Origin of the sequence: Bradyrhizobium diazoefficiens (assembly GCF_016616235.1) — a bacterium.
GTDB lineage: Bacteria > Pseudomonadota > Alphaproteobacteria > Rhizobiales > Xanthobacteraceae > Bradyrhizobium > Bradyrhizobium diazoefficiens_H.
Genome location: NZ_CP067100.1, coordinates 1,364,112 through 1,386,920, shown reverse-complemented (window position 1 = coordinate 1,386,920; position 22,809 = coordinate 1,364,112). Strand labels below are relative to the sequence as shown.

Below are 22,809 nucleotides of genomic sequence, written 5' to 3'. Positions count from 1 at the left end.
AAAATCCTTAACGTCGGGTCTGACCCCAAAATGCCGAATCGTTTGCCGATGCCGCCTGCGGAACAACTGAACAACGCGCCCGAATTCACCGTCTCCGAGCTCTCCCAATCCCTGAAGCGGACGGTGGAGGACACCTACGGCCACGTCCGGGTCCGCGGCGAGATCTCCGGCTTTCGCGGCGCGCACTCCTCCGGCCATTGCTATTTCGCGCTCAAGGACGAGAGCGCCAAGATCGAGGCGGTGATCTGGAAGGGCGTGCATGGCCGGATGCGCTTCAAGCCCCAGGAGGGGCTCGAGGTCATCGCGACAGGCAAGCTCACGACCTATCCGGGCTCCTCGAAATACCAGATCGTGATCGAGGCGCTGGAGCCGGCCGGCATCGGCGCGCTGATGGCGCTGATGGAGGAGCGCAAGAAGAAGCTCGCCGCCGAAGGCCTGTTCGACGAGGCGCGCAAGCAGCTGCTGCCGTGGCTGCCTGATGTGATCGGCGTCGTGACCTCGCCGACCGGCGCCGTGATCCGCGACATCCTGCATCGGCTGGAGGATCGCTTCCCCCGCCGCGTGCTGGTGTGGCCGGTCAAGGTGCAGGGCGAAGGCTCGGCGGAGCAGGTCGCGGCCGCGATCCGCGGCTTCAACGCGCTGCCCGAGGGCGGCCGGATTCCGCGGCCCGACGTGCTCATCGTCGCGCGCGGCGGCGGCTCGCTGGAGGATCTCTGGTCGTTCAACGAGGAGATCGTGGTGCGCGCAGCCAGCGAGAGCATGATCCCGCTGATCTCGGCGGTCGGCCACGAGACCGACATCACGCTGATCGACTTCGTCGCCGACAAGCGCGCCCCGACGCCGACGGCCGCGGCCGAGATGGCGGTGCCGGTGCGCAGCGATCTGTTCGTCGAAGTCGCCGATCTCGCCCGCCGCACCCGCGCCTGCTGGCAGCGCGGCCATGAGAACCGCCGGAGCGAGCTGCGGGCCGCCGCGCGCGCGCTGCCGGCGGCCGGCGATCTGCTGGCGATCCCGCGGCAACGGCTGGATTCGGCAGACGCGTCCCTGCCCCGCGGCCTCAAGGCCAACACGCATGCGCATTTCCGCAGGTTCACCGCCGCAAGCGCAAAACTGACGCTGCGCGTGCTGCACGGCCAGATTTCGCAGGCCGATCATCGCCTCACGGTGTGCGGCGAGCGGCTGGGCCTTTCCGCGCGCTCGCTGTTGCGGCGGCGCCGCGACCGCTTTGCCGGGCTCGAGGTGCGCCTGCGCGCCTCAAAACTCTCCAACGCGCAGGCGCAGCGCAACGCCATTGCCCGCCAGCGCGAGCGCACGCATCGGCTGGCCGAACGCGCGGGCCGCGCGCTGGCAACGCTGCTGCACCGGTTAGAGGCCCGCGTCGAGAACAGCGGCAAGCTGCTCTCGGCGCTGTCCTATCGCAGCGTGCTCGCGCGCGGCTTTGCCTTGGTGCGCGATGAGGCGGGACATCCAGTGCATGCCGCGGATGCAATCGGCCCCGGCGCGCGTGTCGAGATCGAGTTCGCGGATGGCCGGGTGGGCGCGACGGCGGATGCGGAGCGCGCGGCTGCGACGGCGAAGCGAGCGCCATCGCAGCCGAAGTCGGCTGCACAGGATGCCAAGCCAGCGCCGAAGCGCGTGGGCAAGCCGGTGGATCAGGGCAGCTTGTTCTGAGGCACGACGACGGCGCTCCACCCTCGGTGTCATTCCCCGCGCAGGCTGGGAATCCAGGACGCCGCGGCCTATCGGCTCCATCACTGCCGTCACGGCGTACTGGGCGGATTCAATCGCTCGTCGCAACACGCTGTGTATCGCTCACTCGGAGCAATTGGTCGAGAGTTTCCGCTGGTGTTTTCCAGCCTAGGGTTTTCCTAGGCCTGGTATTGAGAGCAAGAGCGACGCCCTCAAGGTCATCGGCGTTGTGCATGCTGAGATCGGTCCCTTTGGGAAAGTACTGGCGCAGCAACCCATTGGTGTTCTCGTTGGTGCCGCGCTGCCATGGGCTATGAGGGTCGCAGAAGTAGACCTGCACGCCTGCGTCAATTCTCAGACGTGCATGCTGAGCCAACTCAGCTCCTTGATCCCAGGTCAGCGACCGGCGCAGTTGCTCGGGCATGGTGAAGATTGCGCGGGTGATGGCGTCGCGCACGGCTTCAGCGCCATGTCCGGCGAGTGCAGATCCTTTCACCCCAGCTTCCCGTTCCTGGTCCGTCATACGCGGCAGATGCAACAGGATGGTAAAACGGGTCGTACGCTCCACCAGGGTGCCGATCGCGGAGCTTCCCAGACCCATAATGAGGTCACCTTCCCAGTGGCCCGGCACCGCGCGATCAGCGGCCTCCGCCGGACGCTGACTGATCATGATCTCGGAAGGAATGAAGCTTCGGCCTTTACGGACGCGCGCTCTCGGCATCCGCAATGCCCGCCCGGTGCGCAAGCAGGCCGTCAGTTCGCGGCGCAAAGCTCCTCGACCCTGCACATAAAGCGCCTGATAGATCGCCTCGTGACTGATGCGCATCGCCTCATCCTCGGGAAAGTCGAGCCGAAGTCGCCGAGAAATCTGTTCGGGGCTCCATGCCCTCGCCCAGCGTCGGTTTTGCCGATGCACAGCCCGGCGTCCCTTCCACACGACCTTCGGGCCAACGAGGAGTTCCCCGTCCGGCTTGGCGATCATACCGGCAAGCCTGTCCTGCACATAATCCCGCAGGGCCGGATTGACGGCCAACTTCGCCAACTTGGGCCGTCGGGCAGACCGATCAGCGTGCCATTGTGCTGTGGTCGCTCGGTACTCTGGAGCACCGTGGCGGCGCGCCACATTGCGCCGGAGTTCACGAGAGATCGTGCATGGAGGCCGATCGAGCCGACGAGCGATCGCTCGCACCCCATGACCCTGTGCACGCAAGATGGCAATCTCCTCACGTTCCGCGAACGAGAGGTAGCGCTCCGATGCAGGCTTGGACGACCGCGATAAATGTGTTGGCGGCATACCGCCTGCCCTCCGGAACCAGCGTACTCCGATCGCCGGCGACACCCCGGCCTCAACCGCAGCATCCTCGCTCGATCGTCCCGAAGCAATCGCAGCCCAGAACGGTCTGTAATGCCTTCGTAGCGCCTCTCGGGGCCGACCTGATCGCACATAGTTCTCCATCGCAACCTCCTTTGCTGAAGTGTTGCGACGAGCGGTTGAAGCCGCCCTGGATCGCCCGGTCAAGCCGGGCAATGACAGCACGTGTGTGGAGGCAATCCGTTCACCGGCACGACAATCCCGCGTCGATCGTGGTCCAGAAGCCGCAATGTCCGGGCGCGCGCAGGGGTGCGCCGGCGTGGGCTTCGAACAGGAGGATCGCGACGGTGAAGACGATGAAGGCGGACGAGAACAGGGCGATGCGGTTGCGCATGAGGATTGCGTTTAATCGACATCGTGGTCGAATGATGGCGGCATGGGCCTAGGTTGAATCAAGCGGCCCCGGGCTCGGTACACCTCTCCCGCTGCGGGAGAGGTCGGCGCGTCCCGGGCGATGCGAAAGCATCGTCCCGCGCGCCGGGTGAGGGCTCTCTCCTCTTGGGGGTTGTCGATTGCGGAGATACCCTCTCCCCAACCCTCCCCCGCAAGCGGGGGAGGGAGCGCACCTCTCTCGTTGCGGCATTCGAACCTGATCCCACCATGCTGTAAGGCACCCCCTTACCGCGCCAGCCACTCCGCGACTTCCTTCTGCGCGTCCGCGCGGGCCACCGTGTCGGTGCCGAGATGGCCGCGCTCGGGCGCGGCGGCATCGCTGCTGCCGGCGGCAGTGTGCAGCGGCGTGTTGGCGCGGTCGAACTCGTGATAGGCGCCGGGATAGACCACGATGCGCGCGAGCGCGCTGCGGCCGTGCGCGCCATCGACCATCTGGCGGCAAGCCGGCGGCGAGGAGACATCGTCATTGCCGCCGATCAGCACGAGGGTCGGCACCCGCGTGCTCCAGCCGAGACCGGCGGAGATCCGGCAGTCCGGATAGAACGCGATTGCGGCGCGGAAATCCGGGCTTGCGTCGCGCGCCACGCCCTGCGGCCGCACCGCCCAGAGCAGCGCGCTGGCGCCGTTGGCCCAGCCGATCAGGCTGATGCGGCTGCGCGCCACCCAGGTCTGCTTCATCAGCCAGGCGCGCGAGGCCGCGATATCGGCGACGCGCTCGCGCCGCGCCTTGACGTGGCTCTCCTTGACGCGGCATTGCGGGCCAAGCTCGCGCGAGCCGTAGCTGTCGGGCAGCAGCACGGCATTGCCCTCCCTGAGCAGCCGCTCGGCCCACTCGCGGTAGCGCGGCTGCACGGGATCGGCATGGCCGCCGAGGCCGCCACAGCCATGCAGCGCAATCACGGTCGGAAACGGCCCATCGCCCTCGGGCTTGTAGAGCTGCGCATGGAGCACGCCCGACGACAGCGGAATGTCGACCTGCTGCGGCGCCGGCGAAGCATGCGCGGCCGGCATCAGCAGCATCAGGAACAGGGCTGTCAGTCGAAGGCACATCGAACTCTGCCGCAGGAGGAACCAGTCATCCTTCGCGCGAAGCACTATCATGCGGAAGCGGCGGCAAAACATCACAAACCGGTGGGTTTAACGGGCGGACAAGCCACCCTATCTATGCTACATCCCGTCCAACACATCGTGCCCTGACGGGCATTCCACGGAGAGTTTCGACCGTGCTGAACAAGTTCGGCCCCTCGGGCCATGGCGAAGCGCAGGTGCAATATCTCGACGGCGATTTCCGCGTGATCTCGCCGGGCACCTTCGTGCGCTGCGCGATATCCGACACGCGGATCCCGCTCGACGAGTTGAAGTACTGGAGCGTCGACCTGCAAGAAGCCTACGCCACGCCCGGCGCGGTGCTGCAACGGCATTTTCCGGGCGCGCTGAAGCAGCCGTGACGGCACGGGCACGCGATGATTACTGCTGCTCCGTGCCATCGCCGCCCACGCAGGTCTTGATGAAACTCTTGCGCGGCTCGCCGACGATTTTCTGATCGATCGCCTGCTTCAGGCAATCGATTCGCGCCTGGGCCATGCAGAGCTGCATCTGGTCGCGCTTGTCCTGCCCCTTCAGATTCTGCGTGGTGGCGAGACACGTCACGCGCTTGGCCGCAGGGACCGGCACCGTCGCGGTCGGACTGGCGGACGGCGTCGTTTGTGCCAACACCGGCGCAACGATCAGACACAGAAGGCTGGCGACGACGGCAGCAGACGGGAATTTCATCGGATTCTCCTGATCGTCTGGAACCGATAGGTGTTTTGCGATGAATGCCGCCTGAATGGCAGGCTGCTGCAGGATGGCCAAAGCGCAGCCGCACTGGCGGGGCGACGCAGTTCATCTCGAGGCAGCGCGATGAATGTGCCGACGTCCCGACGGTGTTCGTGCGCGTCCGAACCGCCTGCAGCAGAAATGTTCTTGATCGTGCCGGCCTGCCTTGCATCGAACAGCGCCTGCACTCAATGGTGAGTCATTTCGCGCTGTGGTTGGATTCTTTGTCGCGGTTTGGCGCGCTTAAGTTGTTTGACGAAGTATTGGTGAAACACAGGGCTGCTATTATACGTGTTAGGTAATTGGCCCTGCTGTTTTTATCGCACAGACAATCAAGTCAACCAAAAGCCGTTGAGCATTGGAATTGGCGCGGTCTGTGAACGGGCTCATATCGAAGAGCCATCTGATGGGCTAGGATCACCTCGAAAATTCGTGGTGGAATTCAGTCAATCGAAATCGAGCGATGGGGGTGATCATGCCCATCATATTAGACCTGCTCTATCGTGAATATTGCCGCGCCCGTCTCGCTGAAATGCGCAAACAGCTTCTGATCGCAACTGAACGCTCTGAAGCTCTTGAAGCGGATTGTCATCCTGCGGATCAGGGTGACGAGGATGGGACGAAGGCGCACCACGAGACCGGCCGCAGCGCGCCGCATTGAAGCGGCTCCAAGACCGGCGATGAGACCAGCGATCTCTCCCGCATAGCAATGGCCAAGCAATTGGCTTCAGTTTGGGAGGAAGCGATGAATACACCCGAATGCTATACCTTCATGGTGGCCTGCGCCTCGTGCCTGACCATTATCGGAATGATCGCCGTTGGGGCGTGGTGAGCACGACCGAGTGCTGAACCGCGATTGCAGGCCGTAGCGGCGTAGGGTGGGGCAAGCGAAGCGTGCCCACGAGACATTGCCGGCACCGACGATCGTGACGGTGGGCGCGGCGCAAGAGCGCCTTTGCCCGGCCTGTACGAGATCATCGCGGGCTGAACCGCCGCTCCCGCGCCTTGTAGAGATGATCGCTGATCAGTTGCCGGAGCGTTGCCGGATCGTCGAATTCGAGCTGCACGGCGAATGGCACGATGCCGCCCGGCACATCCCCGCGGCCGCGCAGGCGTGCAAGATCCTTTTCCGTCGTCACCAGCGTGAGCTGCTCGCGCCGGGCATCGGCCGCGAGCGCGGCGAGCTCGTCGTGCGAGAACATGTGGTGGTCGGCAAAGGCGCGCGTGCGCGCGACCTCGATGCCGCAGGCACGCAGGCTGCGGAAGAAGCGGTCGGGATCGCCGATGCCGGCGAAGGCGAAGATCTTTCTGCCGTGCAGCTGCACGATCGAGGCCGCATCGGGCTTCAGCCGCGCGCGCAGCGCCGGCTTGCCACGCGCGGAAATCTCCGCCGCGACATCGTCGGCGGCATGGCCGTCGCCGATCAGCACCAAGGCATCGGTGCGCGCGAGCTGCGCCTTCAGCGGCGCGCGCAGGGGACCTGCCGGGAACACCTTGCCGTTGCCGAGACCGCGCTCGCTGTCGATCACGATCAGTGAAGCGTCCTTCAACAGGCGCGGGTTCTGGAAGCCATCGTCCATCAGGATCACGGTGGCGCCCTGTGATTTGGCGAGCGCGACGCCGTCGATGCGGTCGTGCGCGACCGCGACAGGCACGTCGCGCACCATCATCAGCGGCTCGTCGCCGATGTCGGCGGCGGTGTGACGCGCGCGGTCGACCATCACGGGGCCGCGCAGGCGTCCGCCATAGCCGCGGCTGAGCACCACAGGCGTCTCGCCGAGCTCGCGGAGGAGCTTCGTCAGCGCGAGCACGGTCGGCGTCTTGCCGGCGCCGCCGACATGGTAATTGCCGACGCAGATCACGGGGATGCCGGCGTCAAACCCCTTGCGCAGCATGCGCCGTTCGGCGATGGCGCCGTACAGCGCGCCCAATGGCCGTAACGCGTGTGACTTGAAGGAACGTGGCCGGTACCAGAAGGCCGGCTCACGCATTGGCGGCCCCCATCTCGATCCGCAGCTGCAAAAGATACGGCTCGAGCGCACTCAGGGTGCGATCGAGCGCGCCGCCGAGTTCCTCGACCACGCTTGAGCCTGCACGCTGCATCTTGTCGCGCATGGCGGGATCGGCCAGCAACTGGCCGAGCTGCTTGACGAGCGAGTCCTGCGTATCGGCCTGGCGCGCGCCGCCGCTGCCATCCAGCGCCTCATAGACATCGGCGAAGTTGAAGACGTGCGGACCGTGGACGATTGCCGCACCGAGCTTGATCGCCTCGATCGGATTCTGGCCGCCATGGCGGATCAGCGATCCGCCCATGAAGACGATCGGCGAGAGGCGGTAGAACAGGCCGAGCTCGCCCATGGTGTCGGCGACGTAGACATCGGTCGCGGCGGTCGGCAGCTCCCCGCGCGAGCGCAGAGCGGGCTTCAGGCCCGACGCCGCGATCAGGCCCGAAATCGATGAGCCGCGATCCGGATGCCGCGGCACGATCACGGTGAGGAGCTGCGGGAAGAAGCCGACCAGGCTGCGATGCGCCGCGACCAGCATCTCGTCCTCGCCCGGATGGGTCGAGGCCGCGACGATGATCGGACGCCCGCGCGTCATCGCCATCAGCCGCTCCAGCTTGGCGGGATCGGCCGGCGGCGCCGGCACGTCGAGCTTGAGATTGCCCGTGGTGACGACGTCGCGTCCGCCAAGCGCGGAGAAGCGCTCGGCATCGACCTTCGACTGCGCCAGACAAATATCGAACCGCGACAGCAGCGCCGAGATGGTGCCATACATGCGCCGCCAGCGCGGGAACGAGCGCGGCGACATCCGCCCGTTGATCAGCACCATCGGCAGGCGGCGCGCCGCACCGGCCAGAATCAGGTTCGGCCACAGATCGGATTCGATGAACAGCGCCAGCGACGGTTTCCAATGGTCGAGGAAGCGCGCGACATAGCGCGGCGAATCATATGGCACGTATTGGTGGATGACGTCGGGCGGAAAGCGTTTTGCGACGACGGCCGCAGAGGTCACGGTGCCCGAGGTGAGCAGGATGCGCAAATTGAGGTCGCGCAGGCGCTCGATCAGCGCGGCTGCGGCCAAGACCTCACCGACGCTGGCGCCGTGGATCCAGACCAGCGGGCCGTGCGGCCGCACGTCTTGAGACAGTCCCCGCCGCTCGCCGACGCGCGCGGGGTCTTCCTTGCCCTGCTTGAGCCGCCGCTTGATCAGCACAGGCGCGAGCGGCACCAGGCTTGATGCGAGGCGCCGATACATCCGCAGCGTCATTGGCAGAGTTTTGGGCAGCGCATTAGCCATCTTCAGGTCCCGGACGGCCGAGATGCGCATAGGCGCGGCGGGTGGCCTCGTTCAGGGTCTCTTCCAGCTCGAGCCGCAGAGTTTCCATCATGGCCGCATCGGCGTCCGGCGGAACGTGGATTTCCTTGATGCCCACCACTGCGCCCCGCCCGAATGGCAAATTGATGGTGGTGCGGTCCCAGTTCTTGAGCCGGATGAAGCGGCTGGTCGCCATGGCGAAAGGCATGATCGGCCGCCCCGATTCCCGTGCCAGCATGATGATGCCGAGCCCGGCCACGCGCGCGCGCTTGGGGACATCGGCGGTCAGCGCAACATTACAGCCGTCCTCGAGCGTGCGCACCATTTCCTTGAAGGCGCCGACGCCTCCTTTGCGGTGGAAAGCGCTGCCGTGATCGCCGGAACCGCGGATGAGGCCGATGCCGAGCCGCTCCACCGCGATGGCGTTGAACTCGCCGTCGCGGTGGCGGGAGATCAGGACCTTGGCCCGATAGGATTCCTTGTTCTTGATGAACGGGGTGAGGAAATGCTGGCCGTGCCAGAACGCGAAGATGGCCGGGATCTGCGGCTCGACGAGGTCATAGACATCGGGCGGATCGAACGTGAATGTATTGGTCCGCCAGACCAGACGCAGATATTCGGCCGCCAGGACCCCGACGGCACGCTGAAACCAGCTGCTTCGCAGCGTATTGCGAAGCAGTTTTTTCAACGCGCCGGCTTCGATTCTTGATTCGGGTCGAGCAGCCGGTGGAGATGGACGATGAAATAGCGCATCTGCGCGTTGTCGACCGTGCTCTGTGCCTTGGCCCGCCAGGCGGCGTGGGCGGTCGCATAGTTCGGATAGAGGCCGACGATCTCGACGTCGTCGAGATTCTTGAAGGTGTTGTGCTCGAGATCGACGAGCTCGCCGCCGATGACGAGATGCAGCAATTGTTGCGGGGCACTATCTGGCATGGGGTCTGTTCCTAACGGGCTGCCCGGCAAAGCAGTGGTCGACAAGCACAGCGGGAGCGCTTAGGCGAAGGGACGATCTCGAAAATGCGCGACAATGCTCGCATGACGATCGCGACCCGCTGCCACCAGCACCCCGTGCGCCACTTCCCGGCGGTTATAGAGGATGGGATCTCCGGAGAGACCGCTCATCCTACCATCCGCTTCCTGCACGATCAAATCGGCCGCCGCAAGGTCCCAATCATGGCTGTTACCCCCCGCAAAAGCCGCATCCAGCGCGCCGTGGGCCACCCGGCACAGGCGTAGCGCGAGCGAGCCGATTCGCGGATGCAGCTTGATGTCGCCGAGCGAGGGCTTCAGCCGCTCGACCAGCGGCTTCGGACCGGCGACGCGGGCGAAATCGAGCGCGGATCCGCCCGCCGCCCGCACCGGCACGCCGTTGAGCGTGGTGCCCTGGTCGCGGGCCGCGAAGAAGAACTCGTCGCTGCTCGGCGCGTACACCGCGGCCAGCACCGGTGAGGCATCCTCGACCAGCGCGACGCTGACGCACCATTCGTCATGGCCGTTGAGATAATTGCGGGTGCCGTCGATGGGATCGACCACCCAGGTCAGCCGCCGCGACAGCCGCGCCTCGTCGTCGGCACTCTCCTCCGACAGCCAGCCGTAATCGGGCGTGGCGCTGCGCAGGCGGGCCTCGAGCAGATCGTTGACCGCGATGTCGGCTTCCGACACCGGCGAGGACGCGCCCTTGATCCACTTCTTCAGCTCGGTGCGGAACATCGCGTGCGCGAGGCTGCCCGCCTCCCGCACCGAATCTTTCAGCAGCGCCGCATCACGCGTCAGGATGGTTTCGAGGGAGTGCGCCTCAACGTCCGCCAAGCGTCAAACCCTCGATGCGCACCGTCGGCGCATTGATGCCGTAGCGGAACTCGAGATTGTTCGCCGGCTGCATCGACTTGAAGATCTCGAACAGGTGCCCTGCGATCGTGACCTCGCTGACGGGATAGGTGATCTCGCCATTCTCGATCCAGAAGCCGGAGGCGCCGCGGCTGTAATCGCCGGTGACGCCGTTGACGCCCGAGCCGATCAGGTCGGTAACGTAGAAACCCTGCTTGATGTCGGCGATCAGCTCGGCCGGGCTCAGTGTGCCAGCTTCGAGATGCAGATTGTACGGCCCCGGCGAGGGCGAGGACGAGACACCGCGATGGGCGTGGCCGGTGGTGACAAGGCCGAGCTCGCGCGCGGTGGCGCAGTCGAGCAGCCAGGTCGTCAGCACACCCTCGTCAACCAGCGCGGTCCGCTTCACCGCGACGCCTTCGGCATCGAAGGTCTGCGAGCGCAGGCCGCGCTTGCGCAAGGGATCGTCGATGATGCGGATGTTTTTCGCGAACAGCTGCTGGCCGAGCTTGTCCTTGAGGAAGCTGGTCTTGCGCGCGATCGAGGCGCCGTTGATGGCGCCGACGAGATGGCCGACAAGCGAGCCCGCAACGCGCGGGTCGAACACCACCGGCACCTTGCAGGTCTCGACCTTGCGCGGATTGAAGCGCGCTACGGTGCGCTCGCCGGCGGAACGGCCGACGAGCTCCGGTGACAACAGATCGGACGCATGCGGCGCCGAGGTGAAGTCGTAGTCGCGCTCCATGCCGGTGCCCTCGCCCGCGATGGCGGTGGCGGAGATGCCCTGGCTGGAGCGCAGATAAGAGCCGTGGAAGCCGGTCGAGGTGACCAGCACCATGCCGCCGATGCCCGCGGAAGCCGACGCACCGCCCGATTTGGTGACGCCCTTCACGGCGAGCGCGGCGGCTTCGGCTTCGAGTGCACGGCGCTCGAGCTCTGAGGTCGCGGGCACGTCGGGATCGAGCAAATCGAGCTCGGGAAAATCGCGCGCGAGCAGCGCGGGATCGGCGAGGCCAACAAACTTATCGACTGGCGCGACCTTCGCCATCGCGACCGCGCGCTCGGCAAGCTTGGTCACCGCATCGCCGCTGACGTCGTTGGTCGACACCACCGCCTGGCGCTGGCCGACCAGCACGCGCAAGCCGACATCGTCGCCCTCGGAACGTTCGGATTCCTCGACGCGGCCGTCGCGCACCTCGACGCCTTGCGAGATACCGCGCACTGCGACCGCATCGGCCGCATCCGCGCCAGCGCGCTTCGCCGCCTCCACCAGCCGCTGTGCGAGATCGGACAGCGCGGATTGATCGAACAGATCGCGATTGGCTTGCGGCGAAAGCGTCGAGCTTGGTGAAGGGTTCACAAACGAAATCCTGTTGGGGCGCGGGAGGTTTCGGGGGCGACGGGCGCCCTGACCACCAGATGTGCCCAAATGGTGCGGACTTCAAGCATTTTCAGCCCCGCAAAACGCTCAGATTCGCGAGACTGGCGCAACGTCTCGTCAATCATGCGCGCCAAGGTCTTGTCAATCATGCGCGGCGGTGACGCTGGATTAACCAGCCTTTTTAAGCGGTTTCCGCAAAGGCCGCGCTAAGGTCCTCGCATCGACCGGGAACATAATCCCGGCGGGGAGAATGAAAGCCGTGAGGCGTCAAACAGCAACATGCGGGGCCAACCCCGCCGGGTCGAGCCGCTCTCTGCGGCTCGACCCTCTTTCCCTTCCGGTCCGCTTCGATGCGCATGATGCGCGCGCCGACGGCTACACCAGGCAGATCGAGCTTCATCGCGAGCGCGTCGTGCTGCGCCGCGCCGTCCGCGGCATGCAGATGGCGATCAATTTGCGCGTCAGCGACTTCATTGGCATCGCGCTACGCGGCAACGACGAGGCGCGGACGCTCGTGCTCGTGCATCGCGATCCCTCGCTCTCCATTCCGCTGCTGGTCGGCGCCGACAGCGAAGAACTCGCTGAAGCCTGGGCGATCTGGAGCGAGCTCTTCGCGCTGCCGCAGCTCGACGAAGCTGCGCGCAAGCCGGCGGCCCGCCGTCGCCGCGCCAACGCGATCCGCGCCCGCCGCCCGAAATTCCTGATGCGCCGCCGCGCCGGTATCAAGCGCGAGTTGCCGGTGCATCGCGAAGAACGCGAGATCATCGCGCGGAATTAGACGGCAATCACAGGTGCCGTAGGGTGGGCAAAGCGCAAGCGTGCCCACCTTTTTGTCAATCATTGCGAGATGGTGGGCACGGCGCAAGTGCACCTTTGCCCGCCCTACGAGAGCTGCGCCCGCATCACCGCATCCGCCAGCAATCCCGCAAACAGCAACAGCCCGGCATACTTGTTCGACTTGAACAGCCGCAGGCACAATTCCGGATCGTCGATCCGCAGGCGCACGATCTGCGAGGCCAGATGCAGGGCGAACGCCAAAAGCCCGATCCACGCTGGCCAGCGCGCGTCGCCCGAGGCCAGCGCAACGCCGATCAGCATCACCGCGAGCCCATAGAACAGGATCAGCGCCTGGTGCGTGTGCGCGCCGAACAGGCGTGCGGTGGACTTGACGCCGATCAGTGCGTCGTCCTCGGCGTCCTGATGCGCGTAGATCGTGTCATAGCCGATCACCCAGGCGATCGATCCGGCATAGAGCACCAGCGCAGTGACATCGATGCGTCCTAAGGTGACGGCAAAACCCATCAGCGCCCCCCATGAGAAGGCGAGCCCGAGGAACACCTGCGGCCACCAGGTGACGCGCTTCATGAACGGATAGACGGCAACGACCACGAGCGAGGCAATGCCGGTTCCGACGGCAAAGCGGTTGAACTGGAGCAGCACGACGAAGCCGACCAGCGCCAGCGCGACCAGAAAGGCCAGCGCCTGTTTCACTGTGATTTGCCCCGACGGCAGCGGCCGCGAGCGGGTGCGCTCGACCTTGGCGTCGAGGTCGCGGTCGGTGATGTCGTTCCAGGCGCAGCCTGCCCCGCGCATCGCAAAGGCGCCGACGAAGAACAGCACGATTGCGAGCGGCAGGCCGCGCACGTCATGCGCCATGCCGCTCGCGAGCGCCGCCGACCACCAGCACGGCATCAACAAGAGCCAGGAGCCGATCGGACGATCGAAGCGGGACAGACGCAAATAAGGCCGCGCCCATTCCGGCGCGAGCGTATCCACCCAGTTGCCGGTGGAATCGGCAACGCGGGCGGATGTGTCGCTCATCGGGTGAGGACGTTGCCGTTGAGCGTGTCGAAGGTGCTGCCGCCCTTCTTGCCGGCATTGGCTTCAGGCGCCGAGCCGGAACCCAGCACCTCGCTCAGCGACGGGCCGGCCGGACGCGCCTGCTGCATCTGCTGCGCCACCATGCAGACCTTCTTCTGCATGGCTTCGGTGTTCTTGTGGCTGTCCTTCATCTGCGCGCTGACCTGGGGAGGGATTCCGCATTTGGCGGCGTGCGACTCAACGTACTTGATCATCTTGAACTCGGCCTGGCTGAAATTGCCGATCAGCTTGCAGGCCTCGTCGGGCGGCGCGTGACGGTCGCTCGCGGCCTTGATCAGCTTGCCGCGCTTCTCGGCCTCCTCGCGCAGCGGCATGAAAGCCTTCATGCAGTCCTCGCCCGGACCGCCTTGCGTCGGCGGGGCCGCGCTGAACGCACCGGGCCCGCCGATCGGCGCGGCGCCGTTCACCGGAAACGAGGATTGCGGGGCCACACCGACCGAGGCGGTCGGCGCCGAGCCGTTGACGGGCGGAAAAGCAGAACTGGTCGCGGCCTGGTTGGGCAGCGGCGCCGGGAACGCGCCTTGCGCGAAAGCACCCGCGGCTCCCATCGTGACCATGGCGGCAGTGATCGGAACCATCAAATGACGGATCATCAAGATAGTCTCTCCGGCAGGAGCTTACGGGGTCGGCGTCTTCCCAATCGAAGCGCAACCAGCGTGTTCGCGTTTTTACGATTCCCGCCGACGCTTAACAACCCGTCGAATAGGGCAAGAGCGCGGCGCGGAGACGCACCAATTTGCCGATATTTACCCCCAAAAGTACTGGTTTCGGTTAAGAACGGCGCCAATCGGACCTGAAACGATGCCCGCCCACGATTTTCGCGCCCCCCGCCTGTTCGTCGATGCTCCCCTGGCCCAGGACACCAGGGTCGCGCTCGACCGCGACCAGAGCAATTATCTCGGCAATGTGCTGAGGCTGGCCGCCGGGGCCGAGGTGCTCGCCTTCAACGGCCGCGACGGCGAATGGCAGGCGGCGATCGAGGGCCGCAAACGGCCCGACGGCCTTGTCATCCTGCAGCAGATCCGGCCGCAGGACCGACTAGCCGACCTCTCTTACGTCTTCGCTCCGCTCAAACACGCCCGGCTCGACTACATGGTCCAGAAGGCCATCGAGATGGGCGCCGCCACGCTTCAGCCGGTGCTGACCCGGTTCACCCAGGCCTCCCGGGTCAACACCGAGCGGATGCGCGCCAATGTCGTCGAGGCGGCCGAGCAATGCGGCATCCTCAGCATCGCCACTGTGGCCGAGCCGCTGCCGCTGGAGCGCTATCTCAGCCAGCGCCCGGCGGACCGCCTGCTGATCTTCTGCGATGAAGCCGCGGAGGTGGAAAACCCGATCCAGAGCCTGCGAGACGCACGCGAGGCCGCCGGACAGGGTATCGACGTGCTGATCGGCCCCGAAGGCGGCTTTGCCGAGGAAGAGCGCGCCCTGCTGCTGCGGCAGCCGAAAACCCTTCGACTGGCCCTCGGCCCCCGGATCATGCGGGCCGACACGGCCGCGGTGGCCGCACTGGCGCTGGTGCAGGCGGTGCTGGGCGATTGGGGACCCGCCCTAACGCGACCGTAAGGCGGCGGCAACCGCTTCCCAAAAGGTTTGCTCTTCTCGTTTGCCGTCCAAACTTGCTCTTTCCGCCTGCTTGTTTGCATGGGATGCGGCCGACGAACCATGAGCAATCCCGAGCTCATGCGCTGTGCGCTGGACCTCAATCCAGAAATCGTGGTCGAGGGGTACCATCATGACGCCACCTTGCCACGGGGAGTAAATTAGGACAGTCCCAATTGCAGCACCCCTGTTAAACCATTGTGCCCATTGGAGGTCGAAACCGCTTTCGGGCCATGCTAAGGGCTGCGCCAATTCGCCTCCCCTTCACCAGCCTGGTTCCACACCGGGACGATGGACCCCTGAGATGACCGCGACTGCCACCTCGAATGCTGCCGGCTCCGCCGCCTGGGCGGATACGCTGCTCTTGTCGTTCGCGCAGGCGGGTTACGTCAGGGCCGAGCCCGCGATCCTGCAGCCGGCCGAGCCGTTCCTCGATCTCTCCGGCGAGGACATTCGCAAGAGCCTGTACCTGACCACGGACCTGTCCGGCGAGGAGCTCTGCCTGCGCCCGGACCTGACCATTCCCGTCGCCCGCGACTATCTCGCCTCGGGCCGCGCCGGCCAGCCGGCCGGGTTCAGTTATCTCGGTCCGGTGTTCCGCTACCGCAGCGGCCAGACCAGCGAATTCCTCCAGGCCGGCATCGAATCGTTCGGCCGCCAGGATCGCGCCGCCGCCGACGCCGAGATGCTGGCGCTGGCGCTGGAAGCGACCAGCGCCTTCGGCGTCCGCGACGTCGAGATCCGCACCGGGGACGTCGCGCTGTTCAATGCCCTGCTCGATGCGCTCGACCTCTATCCGGTCTGGCGCCGCCGCCTGGTCAAGGATTTCAACCGCAAGATCAGCCTGGAGCAGGATCTGGAACGGCTGGCGGCCGCGACCGCAGCCAAGCGCAGCGAATATGAGGGCGTACTCGCCGCGCTCGCCGGCTCCGACCGCAAGGCGGCGCTGGCCTTCGTTACCGATCTGATGTCGATCGCCGGCACCACCAATGTCGGCGGCCGCACCACGGCGGAGATCGCCGACCGCTTCCTCGAGCAGTCGACGCTGAAGGGCGGCGCGCTGCCGCGCGAGGCGATCACCGTGCTCAAGCGTTTCCTGTCCATTGCGGGCAATCCCGACGAAGCCGTGGCCGAGCTGCGCGCCCTCACCGCCGACGCCAAGCTCGATCTCGCTGCCGCCATCGATCAGCTCGAAAGCCGGGTCGGCTTCATGGCGGCGCGCGGCGTCGAGGTGAAGCAGACGCGCTTCTCGACCGCGTTCGGGCGCGGCCTCGACTATTACACCGGCTTCGAGTTCGAGCTGCATCACCGCGGCGACAGTGCCGAACCGCTGGTCGCCGGCGGCCGCTACGACGGGCTGATGACCCAGCTCGGCTCCGTCGCGCCGATCCCTGCGGTCGGTTTCTCGGTCTGGGTCGATGCGCTGACCCGGATCGGCCGCAAGGTGGGAGCCTAAGCCATGAGCGCGCCATTCGTTCTGGCCGTTCCCTCCAAGGGCCGCCTGCAGGACAACACCGAAGCCTTCTTCGCCCGCGCCGGGCTCAAGCTGTCGAAGGCCGGCGGCGCGCGCGACTATCGCGGCACCATCGCTGGCCTCGACAATGTCGAGGTCGCTTATCTCTCGGCGAGCGAGATCGCCTCGCAGCTGTCGCGCGGCTTCGCCCATCTCGGCGTCACCGGCGAGGATCTGGTGCGCGAGAACATCGCGGATGCCGACAGGCGCGTGTCGCTGATCGAAGGCCTCGGCTTCGGCTATGCCGACGTTGTCGTCGCGGTGCCGCAGGCCTGGATCGACGTCCGCACCATGGCCGACCTCGACGACGTCACCACCGGCTTCCGCGAGCAGCATCACATGCGGATGCGGGTCGCGACCAAGTTCATCAACCTCACCCGCGCGTTCTTCTCGCAGCACGGCATCACCGACTACCGCATCGTCGAAAGCGCGGGCGCGACCGAAGGCGCGCCGGCGGCCGGCAGCGCCGAACTGATCGTCGACATCACCACCACGGGCGCCACGCTCGCCGCCAACGGCCTGCGGGTGCTCGACGACGGCGTGATGCTGCGCAGCCAGGCCAACCTCGTCGCCTCGAAAGACGCCGACTGGTCGCCGCGGGCGCGGGAAACCGCGCGCGTGATCCTCGATCATATCGCCGCAAGGGCGCGGGCCAACAAATACCGCGAGGTCCGCACCCGCTTCCGCCAGTGCGACGCCACCCTGCTCGGCGAAGCCCATAGCCGGTTCGGCGTCGAAGCCCCGTTCGGCGGGCCGACCTCGTCAGGCATGCTGACCCTGCACTGCCCGCCGGGGCAGCTCTATGCGCTGGCGAGCTTCCTGCGCGAGCACGGCGCCGAGACCGTCTCGGCGGTCTCGCTCGACTACGTGTTCGACCGGGAGAACCCGCTGTTCGCCAGACTCGAGGCGTTCCTGCGGCGGTGAGCCCAAGGTATGTTGAGCAGCTCCGTTCAGCGTAGCGACAGCAAACGGCAGCTACCATATGCCGTTGAGATGACTTTGAACGCCTCTGGAACCTTGATCGATGACGCTGGGCTCTGACGTTTCCGGCCTGACCACCACCGCAGCGATTGCCGCTGCGAAAGGGCTGTCGATTGTCGTCCCCCTCTACAACGAGGCGGCGGGCCTTGCCGCCCTGCACGAGCGGATCTGCGATCTCGCAAAAACCTTGCGGCAGCGCTACCGGCTGGCTTGCGAGGTCGTCTATGTCGACGACGGCAGCGCGGATGCGACGCTGTCGATCGCCCGCAGCCTGCCGGCCGACGCGATCGACGTCCAGGTGGTGTCGCTGTCGCGCAATTTCGGCAAGGAGGCGGCGCTGATGGCCGGCCTCGACCACGCCCGGCTCGGCGCCGTGATGTTCATGGACGGCGACGGCCAGCATCCGCCGGCGCTGATCGAGCAGCTGGTGCGGCACTGGATCGATGACGGCTACGACGTCGTCTATACCGCGAAAGCGCATCGCGACAACGAGACCTTCCTGCGCCGGCTCGCCGTGCACGGCTTCTACGCGCTGATCAATTGGGGCGCGCGCCAGAAGATTCCGGAGGACGCCGGCGACTTCCGCCTGCTCTCGCCGCGCGCGGTCACGGCGCTGCGGCAACTTCCCGAGCGCAACCGCTTCTTCAAGGGCCTCGCCAGCTGGATCGGCTTCCGCCAGATCCGCGTCGATTATGAGCCGGCGCCGCGCGCCCATGGCGTCACCACCTTCAACGCCGCGCGCCTGCTCGGCCTGTCGATCGAGGGCCTGACCTCGTTCTCGGTGGCGCCGCTGCGCTTCGCCAGCCTGCTCGGCGTCGTCCTTGCCGGCATTGCCTTCCTGTTCGGCCTGTCGATCCTCTGGGAGGTGTTCACGACCGGCAAGCAGGTGCCCGGCTATCCCTCGCTCGTGGTCGGCCTGATGACGATCGGCGGCGTGCAGCTCATCATGATCGGCATCGTCGGCGAATATATCGGCAAGATCCTGTCCGAGCTGAAGGCGCGGCCGATCTACTTCGTGGCCGAGCACAGCGAAAAGCATTTCGAGGCCGATGACGCCGCCAAGAGGACGGCGGCCGAATGAGCACGGCCGCGAGCCTGCGGCGAATCTGGCTCTGCGCCGACGATTACGGCATCAGCCCGGGCGTCAATCGCGCCATCCGCGACCTGATCGAACGCGGCCGCCTCAACGCCACCTCCGTGATGATGGTGGGTCCCGCGATCGAGCGCAGTGAGGTCGAAGCGCTTCAGGCCTCGGTGAAGGACAGCCCGCGCTGCGCGATCGGACTGCACGTCACGCTGTCGGCGCCGTTCCGGCCGCTCACCATGCATTTCCGCCCGCTCGACGGCGACATGTTCATGCCGTTTCCAAAGCTGCTGCGCGCCGGACTTGCGCGCAGGCTCGACCGCGAATTCTTTCGCAACGAGGTGAAGGCGCAGCTCGCCGCCTTCGTGGAGGCCTTCGGTCGCACGCCCGACTTCGTCGACGGCCACCAGCATGTGCAGCTCTATCCGCAGGTGCGCGATGGTTTTGTCGATGCCGTCAGCGAGGTCGCGCCGAACGCCTGGGTGCGCCAGGGCGGCCGCGACCTGCCGCTTGTGCAGCGCCTCGCCTCGCCAAAGGCCATGGTGCTCGACATTCTCAGCGCGCAATTCCGCCGCCGCGCCGCCGCCGCCGGCCTCAGCTTCAATCCGGGCTTTGCCGGCGCCTATGATTTTACGCGCCCGGCGGATTTCGGCGCGCTGATGCGGCAATTCCTCGAAGGCCTGCCCGATGGCGGCCTCGTGATGTGCCACCCCGGCTTCGTCGACGATATTCTCACTGGCCTCGACCCGATGACCGACGTCCGCGAACGCGAGCATGCGTATCTGGCGAGCGATGCCTTCCCGCGTTTGCTGACGGACAGCGGCGTCACGCTGCAGTGAAACCAGCGCAAAACAAGCCGCGAGGCAGTCTGTCGCATACCGAAATTTAATCCGACCGGCACTGTTGGGGCCACAATGGAACCCTACATCTGGCTCGCGCTTGGTTTGCGCGAGGGAGATTGATCATGACGCCGCAGGAACGCCAGCTCGTCGACGACCTTTTCGACCGGCTTTCAAAGCTGGAAAATGCACCGCGCGATCCCGATGCGATCGCAGCGATCTCCGACGGCCTGCGCAAGGCCCCCGGCGCGGTCTACGCGCTGGTGCAGACCACGCTGTTGCAGGACGAAGCTTTGAAGCGCGCCCATAACCGCATCCAGGAGCTGGAAGCGGCCCATGCGCCCGAGCCGGCGCAGTCCGGCGGCTTCCTGGATACGATGCGGGATACGCTGTTCGGCTCAAACCAGTCGCGCGGCTCGGTTCCGAACGTGCCGCCGCGCGAGCAGCGGCCGGTCTGGAACAGCGGCCAGACGATGCAGCAGCCCCAACCCGGTTATGGCCAGCCGTCTTACGGACAGGCCTACGGCCAAGGCCCGGGTCCGGGTTATGGCGCCTCGCCGGTCGGCGGTGGCGGCGGCTCGTTCCTCGGCACGGCGGCGGCAGCCGCGGCCGGCGTCGTCGGCGGCTCGCTGCTGCTCTCCAGCATCCGCGGCATGATGGGCGGCGGACCGCATCAGGCCTTTGGCGACACCACCATCATCGAGGAGCGTGGCGGCGGAGGCGGAAGTCCTTGGGGCGGCGGCGACCAGTCCGGCGGCTCGCTCGCGCGCGATGCCGGCCTCAACGACATCGGCTCGAACCGCAGCGACGAATCCCGCCAGGGCTTCGCCGACCAGGCCTCCAACGACCGCGACAACGATACCGACCAGAACTACGACGACGATCGCGACGACGGCAGCATGGACATGGCCGATGACAGCGATTTCGGCGGCGGCGACGACGGCGGCAGCGATTACGCGTGACTCTTCTCCCTCTCCCCGTTCTTACGGGGGCGCGACGAGCTTCGCTCGCGCTGAGAGGTCGGGGTGAGGGGCTCTCTCCGCAAAGGCGGTGAGAGTTAGACTCGCGGAGGCTCCTCCTCGCCCGGAATTCGCGCTTCGCTCGAATTCCGGCCTCTCCCCGCGAGCGGGGAGAGGCGAACGCAAGACATCACATCACCACGACCTTGGTGCCGACATTGACGCGGCCGTAGAGGTCGATGACGTCCTCGTTGCGCATGCGGATGCAGCCGGAGGAGACGTTGGTGCCGATGGTCCAGGGCTCGTTGGAGCCGTGGATGCGATAGAGCGTCGAGCCGAGATACATCGCGCGGGCGCCGAGCGGGTTTTCCGGACCGCCTTCCATGTGCCGCGGCAGATCCGGCCGGCGCGCGATCATTTCCGCCGGTGGCGTCCAGTCCGGCCATTCGCGTTTGGCCGTGATCGACTTGACGCCGGACCAGGTGAAGCCGGGACGGCCGACACCGATGCCGTAACGCATCGCGCGGCCGTTGCCCTCGACGAGGTAGAGGAACTTGTTCGGCGTATCGACCACGATCGTGCCGGCGCCTTCCTTGCCGCTATAGTCGACAAGCTGCTTCTCGAATTTCGGATCGAACGGACGCTGGCGCGGATCGACCGCTTCCTGCTGCAGACCTCCGCCTTGCTGATATCCACCCTGCATCTGCGGCTCGCCCATCGGCGGCAGGCGGCGCTGGTCGTAATAGCCGGGCTGCTGCTGATACACCGGCTGCTGCGGCGCGTAGGCCGGACCGCGGGCAGGACCGTCGCCGAACAGGAACTCGATGAAGCCGCCGCCCATGTTCGAATTGGAGGCGACGCGCACCGGCGCCGGCGGCACCTGCGGGGCGTAGAGCACCGCCGGCGGATCATTCGGCACCGAATTGTCGAAGGCGCTCGCGCCGTTCGCGCCGGCCATGAAGGTGCAAGCGCTGCCAAGCAGCGCGACAGACATTTTCTTGAACATCGACGTACTCTGTACTGTTTCGTCTAGATCACATGCGTCGTGCGGAGCTGATGGCTGATCGGGCGTCCGCGACGTGGTCAATAAAGAGCAAAAGCCGTTTTGTTTGGTAAACGGATCAGGCGTTTCGATTCACCACGTCCTGCGCGGAGCGGCAATTTGGCGATCAGCGTTTATTTTCGATGAATGCCGCGCGCCCATGGTTAATCGCTTCTTTGCGCGCCCTCGCGCGACGGCTGCAAGACAGTTCCGGCCGTGAACTTCGTGTTAAATCGCTTCTGCCTACAAAGACGCGTGAGTGAGGTGGGGGGAGTTCCTGATGGCTGTTCACCGCAAACGTTTTCGTGTCGAGGAGGCTGTTGTCGGCGAGATGCCAAGCCCCGAAATGATCGAGGAGGCTGCGCCGATGCATAGTGAAATCATGGCGGAGCTGCGCGCGATCCGCGCACAGATGGCGAAGGGCCCTGCGCCCTTGTCCGGCAGCGCAGCCATGGCGGCAATCGACGCGTCCACGGCCCACGAGCTATCCGAAGCACGCACCATGCTCGAGACCTATCGCGCGCAGATCGAGCAGTGCGAGAAGCTGAAGGTCGAGCTCGACCTGATCCACGACGCCATCGACCGCACCAAACGCGAAATCGCGACCCTGCACGGCAAGAGCTTCGACGGCGGCGAGATGGCCAAGGTCAATGGCGAGCTCGGCGCGGTCGTCGGCGGTACCGAGCAGGCGACCCAGCAGATCCTCGAAGCCGCGGAATCGATCGACCAGGCCGCCAGCGCGATGTCCAAGGTGCAATCGGCCGACCAGCAGAAGCGCCTCGCCGACGACATCCAGGAACGCGTCATCTCGATCTTCGAAGCCTGCAACTTCCAGGACCTGACCGGCCAGCGCATCAGCAAGGTGATGGGCACGATGAAGTTCATCGAGCAGCACATCAATGCGATGATGGAGATCTGGGGCGGGGTCGATGCGATCAAGGCCCACGTGCCGGCGCATGTCGATACCCGCAGCGAAGACGAAAAGCTCCTCAACGGCCCCAAGCTCGCCGGCGACATCGGCCACGCCTCGCAGGACGACATCGACGCGCTGTTCGACTGAGCGCGCGGGCATACGAACAAAACAAAATGCCGGCGCAAGCCGGCATTTTT

At 66.0% G+C, this 22,809-nt stretch carries 25 protein-coding genes; 11 read left to right on the top strand and 14 right to left on the bottom strand.

Features of this window, described 5'->3' with window-relative positions; all coding sequences use genetic code 11:
* Positions 1-48: 48 nt before the first annotated feature.
* Positions 49-1,671, top strand: coding sequence for an exodeoxyribonuclease VII large subunit (xseA, locus tag JJB99_RS06545; protein ID WP_200500066.1), 1,623 nt, complete (start codon positions 49-51; stop codon positions 1,669-1,671).
* 109 nt (positions 1,672-1,780) lie between these two features.
* On the opposite strand, the gene JJB99_RS06540 is transcribed toward xseA, so the two are convergent.
* The 3 genes from JJB99_RS06540 to JJB99_RS06530 form a co-directional block, all read right to left on the bottom strand.
* The gene (locus tag JJB99_RS06540; protein WP_210347628.1) at positions 1,781-3,145 is read right to left on the bottom strand and encodes an IS30 family transposase; all 1,365 of its coding nucleotides are present in this window, start codon (positions 3,143-3,145) and stop codon (positions 1,781-1,783) included.
* A gap of 100 nt (positions 3,146-3,245) precedes the next feature.
* Entirely contained in the window at positions 3,246-3,395 is a 150-nt protein-coding gene (locus JJB99_RS06535) for a hypothetical protein (RefSeq protein ID WP_200498000.1), read from the bottom strand.
* Between the two features lie 284 nt (positions 3,396-3,679).
* Positions 3,680-4,504 carry a dienelactone hydrolase family protein gene (locus JJB99_RS06530; RefSeq protein ID WP_200497999.1) on the bottom strand — a complete coding sequence of 275 codons (825 nt, stop codon included), beginning with the start codon at positions 4,502-4,504 and terminating at the stop codon, positions 3,680-3,682.
* 173 nt (positions 4,505-4,677) lie between these two features.
* Between JJB99_RS06530 and JJB99_RS06525 the strand changes: the two genes are divergently transcribed.
* Complete coding sequence (locus JJB99_RS06525; RefSeq protein ID WP_200497998.1) at positions 4,678-4,902, top strand: DUF2093 domain-containing protein; 225 nt, start codon at positions 4,678-4,680, stop codon at positions 4,900-4,902.
* Positions 4,903-4,921: 19 nt separating this feature from the next.
* Here the strand turns inward: JJB99_RS06525 and JJB99_RS06520 are convergent, their stop codons facing one another.
* Positions 4,922-5,227, bottom strand: coding sequence for a hypothetical protein (locus JJB99_RS06520; RefSeq protein WP_200500065.1), 306 nt, complete (start codon positions 5,225-5,227; stop codon positions 4,922-4,924).
* 508 nt (positions 5,228-5,735) lie between these two features.
* On the opposite strand from JJB99_RS06520, the gene JJB99_RS06515 reads away from it, so the two are divergent.
* Positions 5,736-5,933 carry a hypothetical protein gene (locus tag JJB99_RS06515; RefSeq protein WP_200497997.1) on the top strand — a complete coding sequence of 66 codons (198 nt, stop codon included), beginning with the start codon at positions 5,736-5,738 and terminating at the stop codon, positions 5,931-5,933.
* 313 nt (positions 5,934-6,246) lie between these two features.
* Here JJB99_RS06515 and lpxK read toward each other — a convergent pair whose 3' ends face one another.
* Genes lpxK through JJB99_RS06480 form a run of 7 tightly spaced genes read right to left on the bottom strand, consistent with a single transcriptional unit; the run spans position 6,247 to position 11,947 of the window.
* Positions 6,247-7,263 (bottom strand): tetraacyldisaccharide 4'-kinase, encoded by a 1,017-nt coding sequence (lpxK, locus tag JJB99_RS06510; RefSeq protein ID WP_200497996.1) that lies wholly within the window; start codon positions 7,261-7,263, stop codon positions 6,247-6,249.
* Entirely contained in the window at positions 7,256-8,602 is a 1,347-nt protein-coding gene (locus tag JJB99_RS06505; RefSeq protein WP_200497995.1) for a 3-deoxy-D-manno-octulosonic acid transferase, read from the bottom strand. The genes lpxK and JJB99_RS06505 overlap by 8 nt, the downstream gene beginning before the upstream one ends.
* Complete coding sequence (locus tag JJB99_RS06500) at positions 8,565-9,278, bottom strand: lysophospholipid acyltransferase family protein (RefSeq protein ID WP_200497994.1); 714 nt, start codon at positions 9,276-9,278, stop codon at positions 8,565-8,567. The genes JJB99_RS06505 and JJB99_RS06500 overlap by 38 nt, the downstream gene beginning before the upstream one ends.
* Positions 9,275-9,523: a DUF4170 domain-containing protein gene (locus JJB99_RS06495; RefSeq protein ID WP_200497993.1), complete on the bottom strand. Its 249-nt coding sequence runs from the start codon at positions 9,521-9,523 to the stop codon at positions 9,275-9,277. The genes JJB99_RS06500 and JJB99_RS06495 overlap by 4 nt, the downstream gene beginning before the upstream one ends.
* A 60-nt stretch (positions 9,524-9,583) precedes the next feature.
* Complete coding sequence (locus tag JJB99_RS06490; protein ID WP_200497992.1) at positions 9,584-10,399, bottom strand: 3'(2'),5'-bisphosphate nucleotidase CysQ; 816 nt, start codon at positions 10,397-10,399, stop codon at positions 9,584-9,586.
* Positions 10,386-11,777, bottom strand: a complete 1,392-nt coding sequence (locus tag JJB99_RS06485; protein ID WP_200497991.1) for a TldD/PmbA family protein — start codon at positions 11,775-11,777, stop codon at positions 10,386-10,388. The genes JJB99_RS06490 and JJB99_RS06485 overlap by 14 nt, the downstream gene beginning before the upstream one ends.
* Positions 11,774-11,947 carry a hypothetical protein gene (locus tag JJB99_RS06480; RefSeq protein ID WP_200497990.1) on the bottom strand — a complete coding sequence of 58 codons (174 nt, stop codon included), beginning with the start codon at positions 11,945-11,947 and terminating at the stop codon, positions 11,774-11,776. The genes JJB99_RS06485 and JJB99_RS06480 overlap by 4 nt, the downstream gene beginning before the upstream one ends.
* Positions 11,948-12,057: 110 nt before the next feature.
* On the opposite strand from JJB99_RS06480, the gene JJB99_RS06475 reads away from it, so the two are divergent.
* Positions 12,058-12,576, top strand: a complete 519-nt coding sequence (locus tag JJB99_RS06475) for a DUF6101 family protein (protein ID WP_200497989.1) — start codon at positions 12,058-12,060, stop codon at positions 12,574-12,576.
* A gap of 104 nt (positions 12,577-12,680) precedes the next feature.
* On the opposite strand, the gene ubiA is transcribed toward JJB99_RS06475, so the two are convergent.
* Positions 12,681-13,619, bottom strand: coding sequence for a 4-hydroxybenzoate octaprenyltransferase (gene ubiA, locus JJB99_RS06470; protein WP_200497988.1), 939 nt, complete (start codon positions 13,617-13,619; stop codon positions 12,681-12,683).
* Positions 13,616-14,272 (bottom strand): hypothetical protein, encoded by a 657-nt coding sequence (locus tag JJB99_RS06465; protein ID WP_200500064.1) that lies wholly within the window; start codon positions 14,270-14,272, stop codon positions 13,616-13,618. Before JJB99_RS06465 ends, ubiA begins: the two co-directional genes overlap by 4 nt.
* Positions 14,273-14,480: 208 nt before the next feature.
* On the opposite strand from JJB99_RS06465, the gene JJB99_RS06460 reads away from it, so the two are divergent.
* The 6 genes from JJB99_RS06460 to JJB99_RS06435 all read left to right on the top strand — a co-directional run bounded on the left by JJB99_RS06460 (position 14,481) and on the right by JJB99_RS06435 (position 20,660).
* A complete protein-coding gene (locus JJB99_RS06460; protein ID WP_200497987.1) occupies positions 14,481-15,245 on the top strand; it encodes a 16S rRNA (uracil(1498)-N(3))-methyltransferase in 765 nt (254 codons plus the stop codon).
* A gap of 340 nt (positions 15,246-15,585) precedes the next feature.
* The gene (locus JJB99_RS06455; RefSeq protein WP_200497986.1) at positions 15,586-16,737 is read left to right on the top strand and encodes an ATP phosphoribosyltransferase regulatory subunit; all 1,152 of its coding nucleotides are present in this window, start codon (positions 15,586-15,588) and stop codon (positions 16,735-16,737) included.
* Positions 16,738-16,740: 3 nt separating this feature from the next.
* Positions 16,741-17,718, top strand: coding sequence for an ATP phosphoribosyltransferase (hisG, locus tag JJB99_RS06450; RefSeq protein ID WP_200497985.1), 978 nt, complete (start codon positions 16,741-16,743; stop codon positions 17,716-17,718).
* Between the two features lie 100 nt (positions 17,719-17,818).
* Positions 17,819-18,856 (top strand): glycosyltransferase family 2 protein, encoded by a 1,038-nt coding sequence (locus tag JJB99_RS06445; RefSeq protein WP_200497984.1) that lies wholly within the window; start codon positions 17,819-17,821, stop codon positions 18,854-18,856.
* Entirely contained in the window at positions 18,853-19,698 is an 846-nt protein-coding gene (locus tag JJB99_RS06440) for a ChbG/HpnK family deacetylase (RefSeq protein WP_200497983.1), read from the top strand. The genes JJB99_RS06445 and JJB99_RS06440 overlap by 4 nt, the downstream gene beginning before the upstream one ends.
* 125 nt (positions 19,699-19,823) lie before the next feature.
* Positions 19,824-20,660 (top strand): DUF2076 domain-containing protein, encoded by an 837-nt coding sequence (locus JJB99_RS06435; protein WP_200497982.1) that lies wholly within the window; start codon positions 19,824-19,826, stop codon positions 20,658-20,660.
* A 187-nt stretch (positions 20,661-20,847) separates the two neighbouring features.
* On the opposite strand, the gene JJB99_RS06430 is transcribed toward JJB99_RS06435, so the two are convergent.
* Positions 20,848-21,663 carry a L,D-transpeptidase gene (locus tag JJB99_RS06430; RefSeq protein ID WP_200497981.1) on the bottom strand — a complete coding sequence of 272 codons (816 nt, stop codon included), beginning with the start codon at positions 21,661-21,663 and terminating at the stop codon, positions 20,848-20,850.
* Between the two features lie 316 nt (positions 21,664-21,979).
* On the opposite strand from JJB99_RS06430, the gene JJB99_RS06425 reads away from it, so the two are divergent.
* The gene (locus JJB99_RS06425) at positions 21,980-22,759 is read left to right on the top strand and encodes a protein phosphatase CheZ (RefSeq protein ID WP_200497980.1); all 780 of its coding nucleotides are present in this window, start codon (positions 21,980-21,982) and stop codon (positions 22,757-22,759) included.
* The last annotated feature ends 50 nt before the right edge of the window (positions 22,760-22,809 follow it).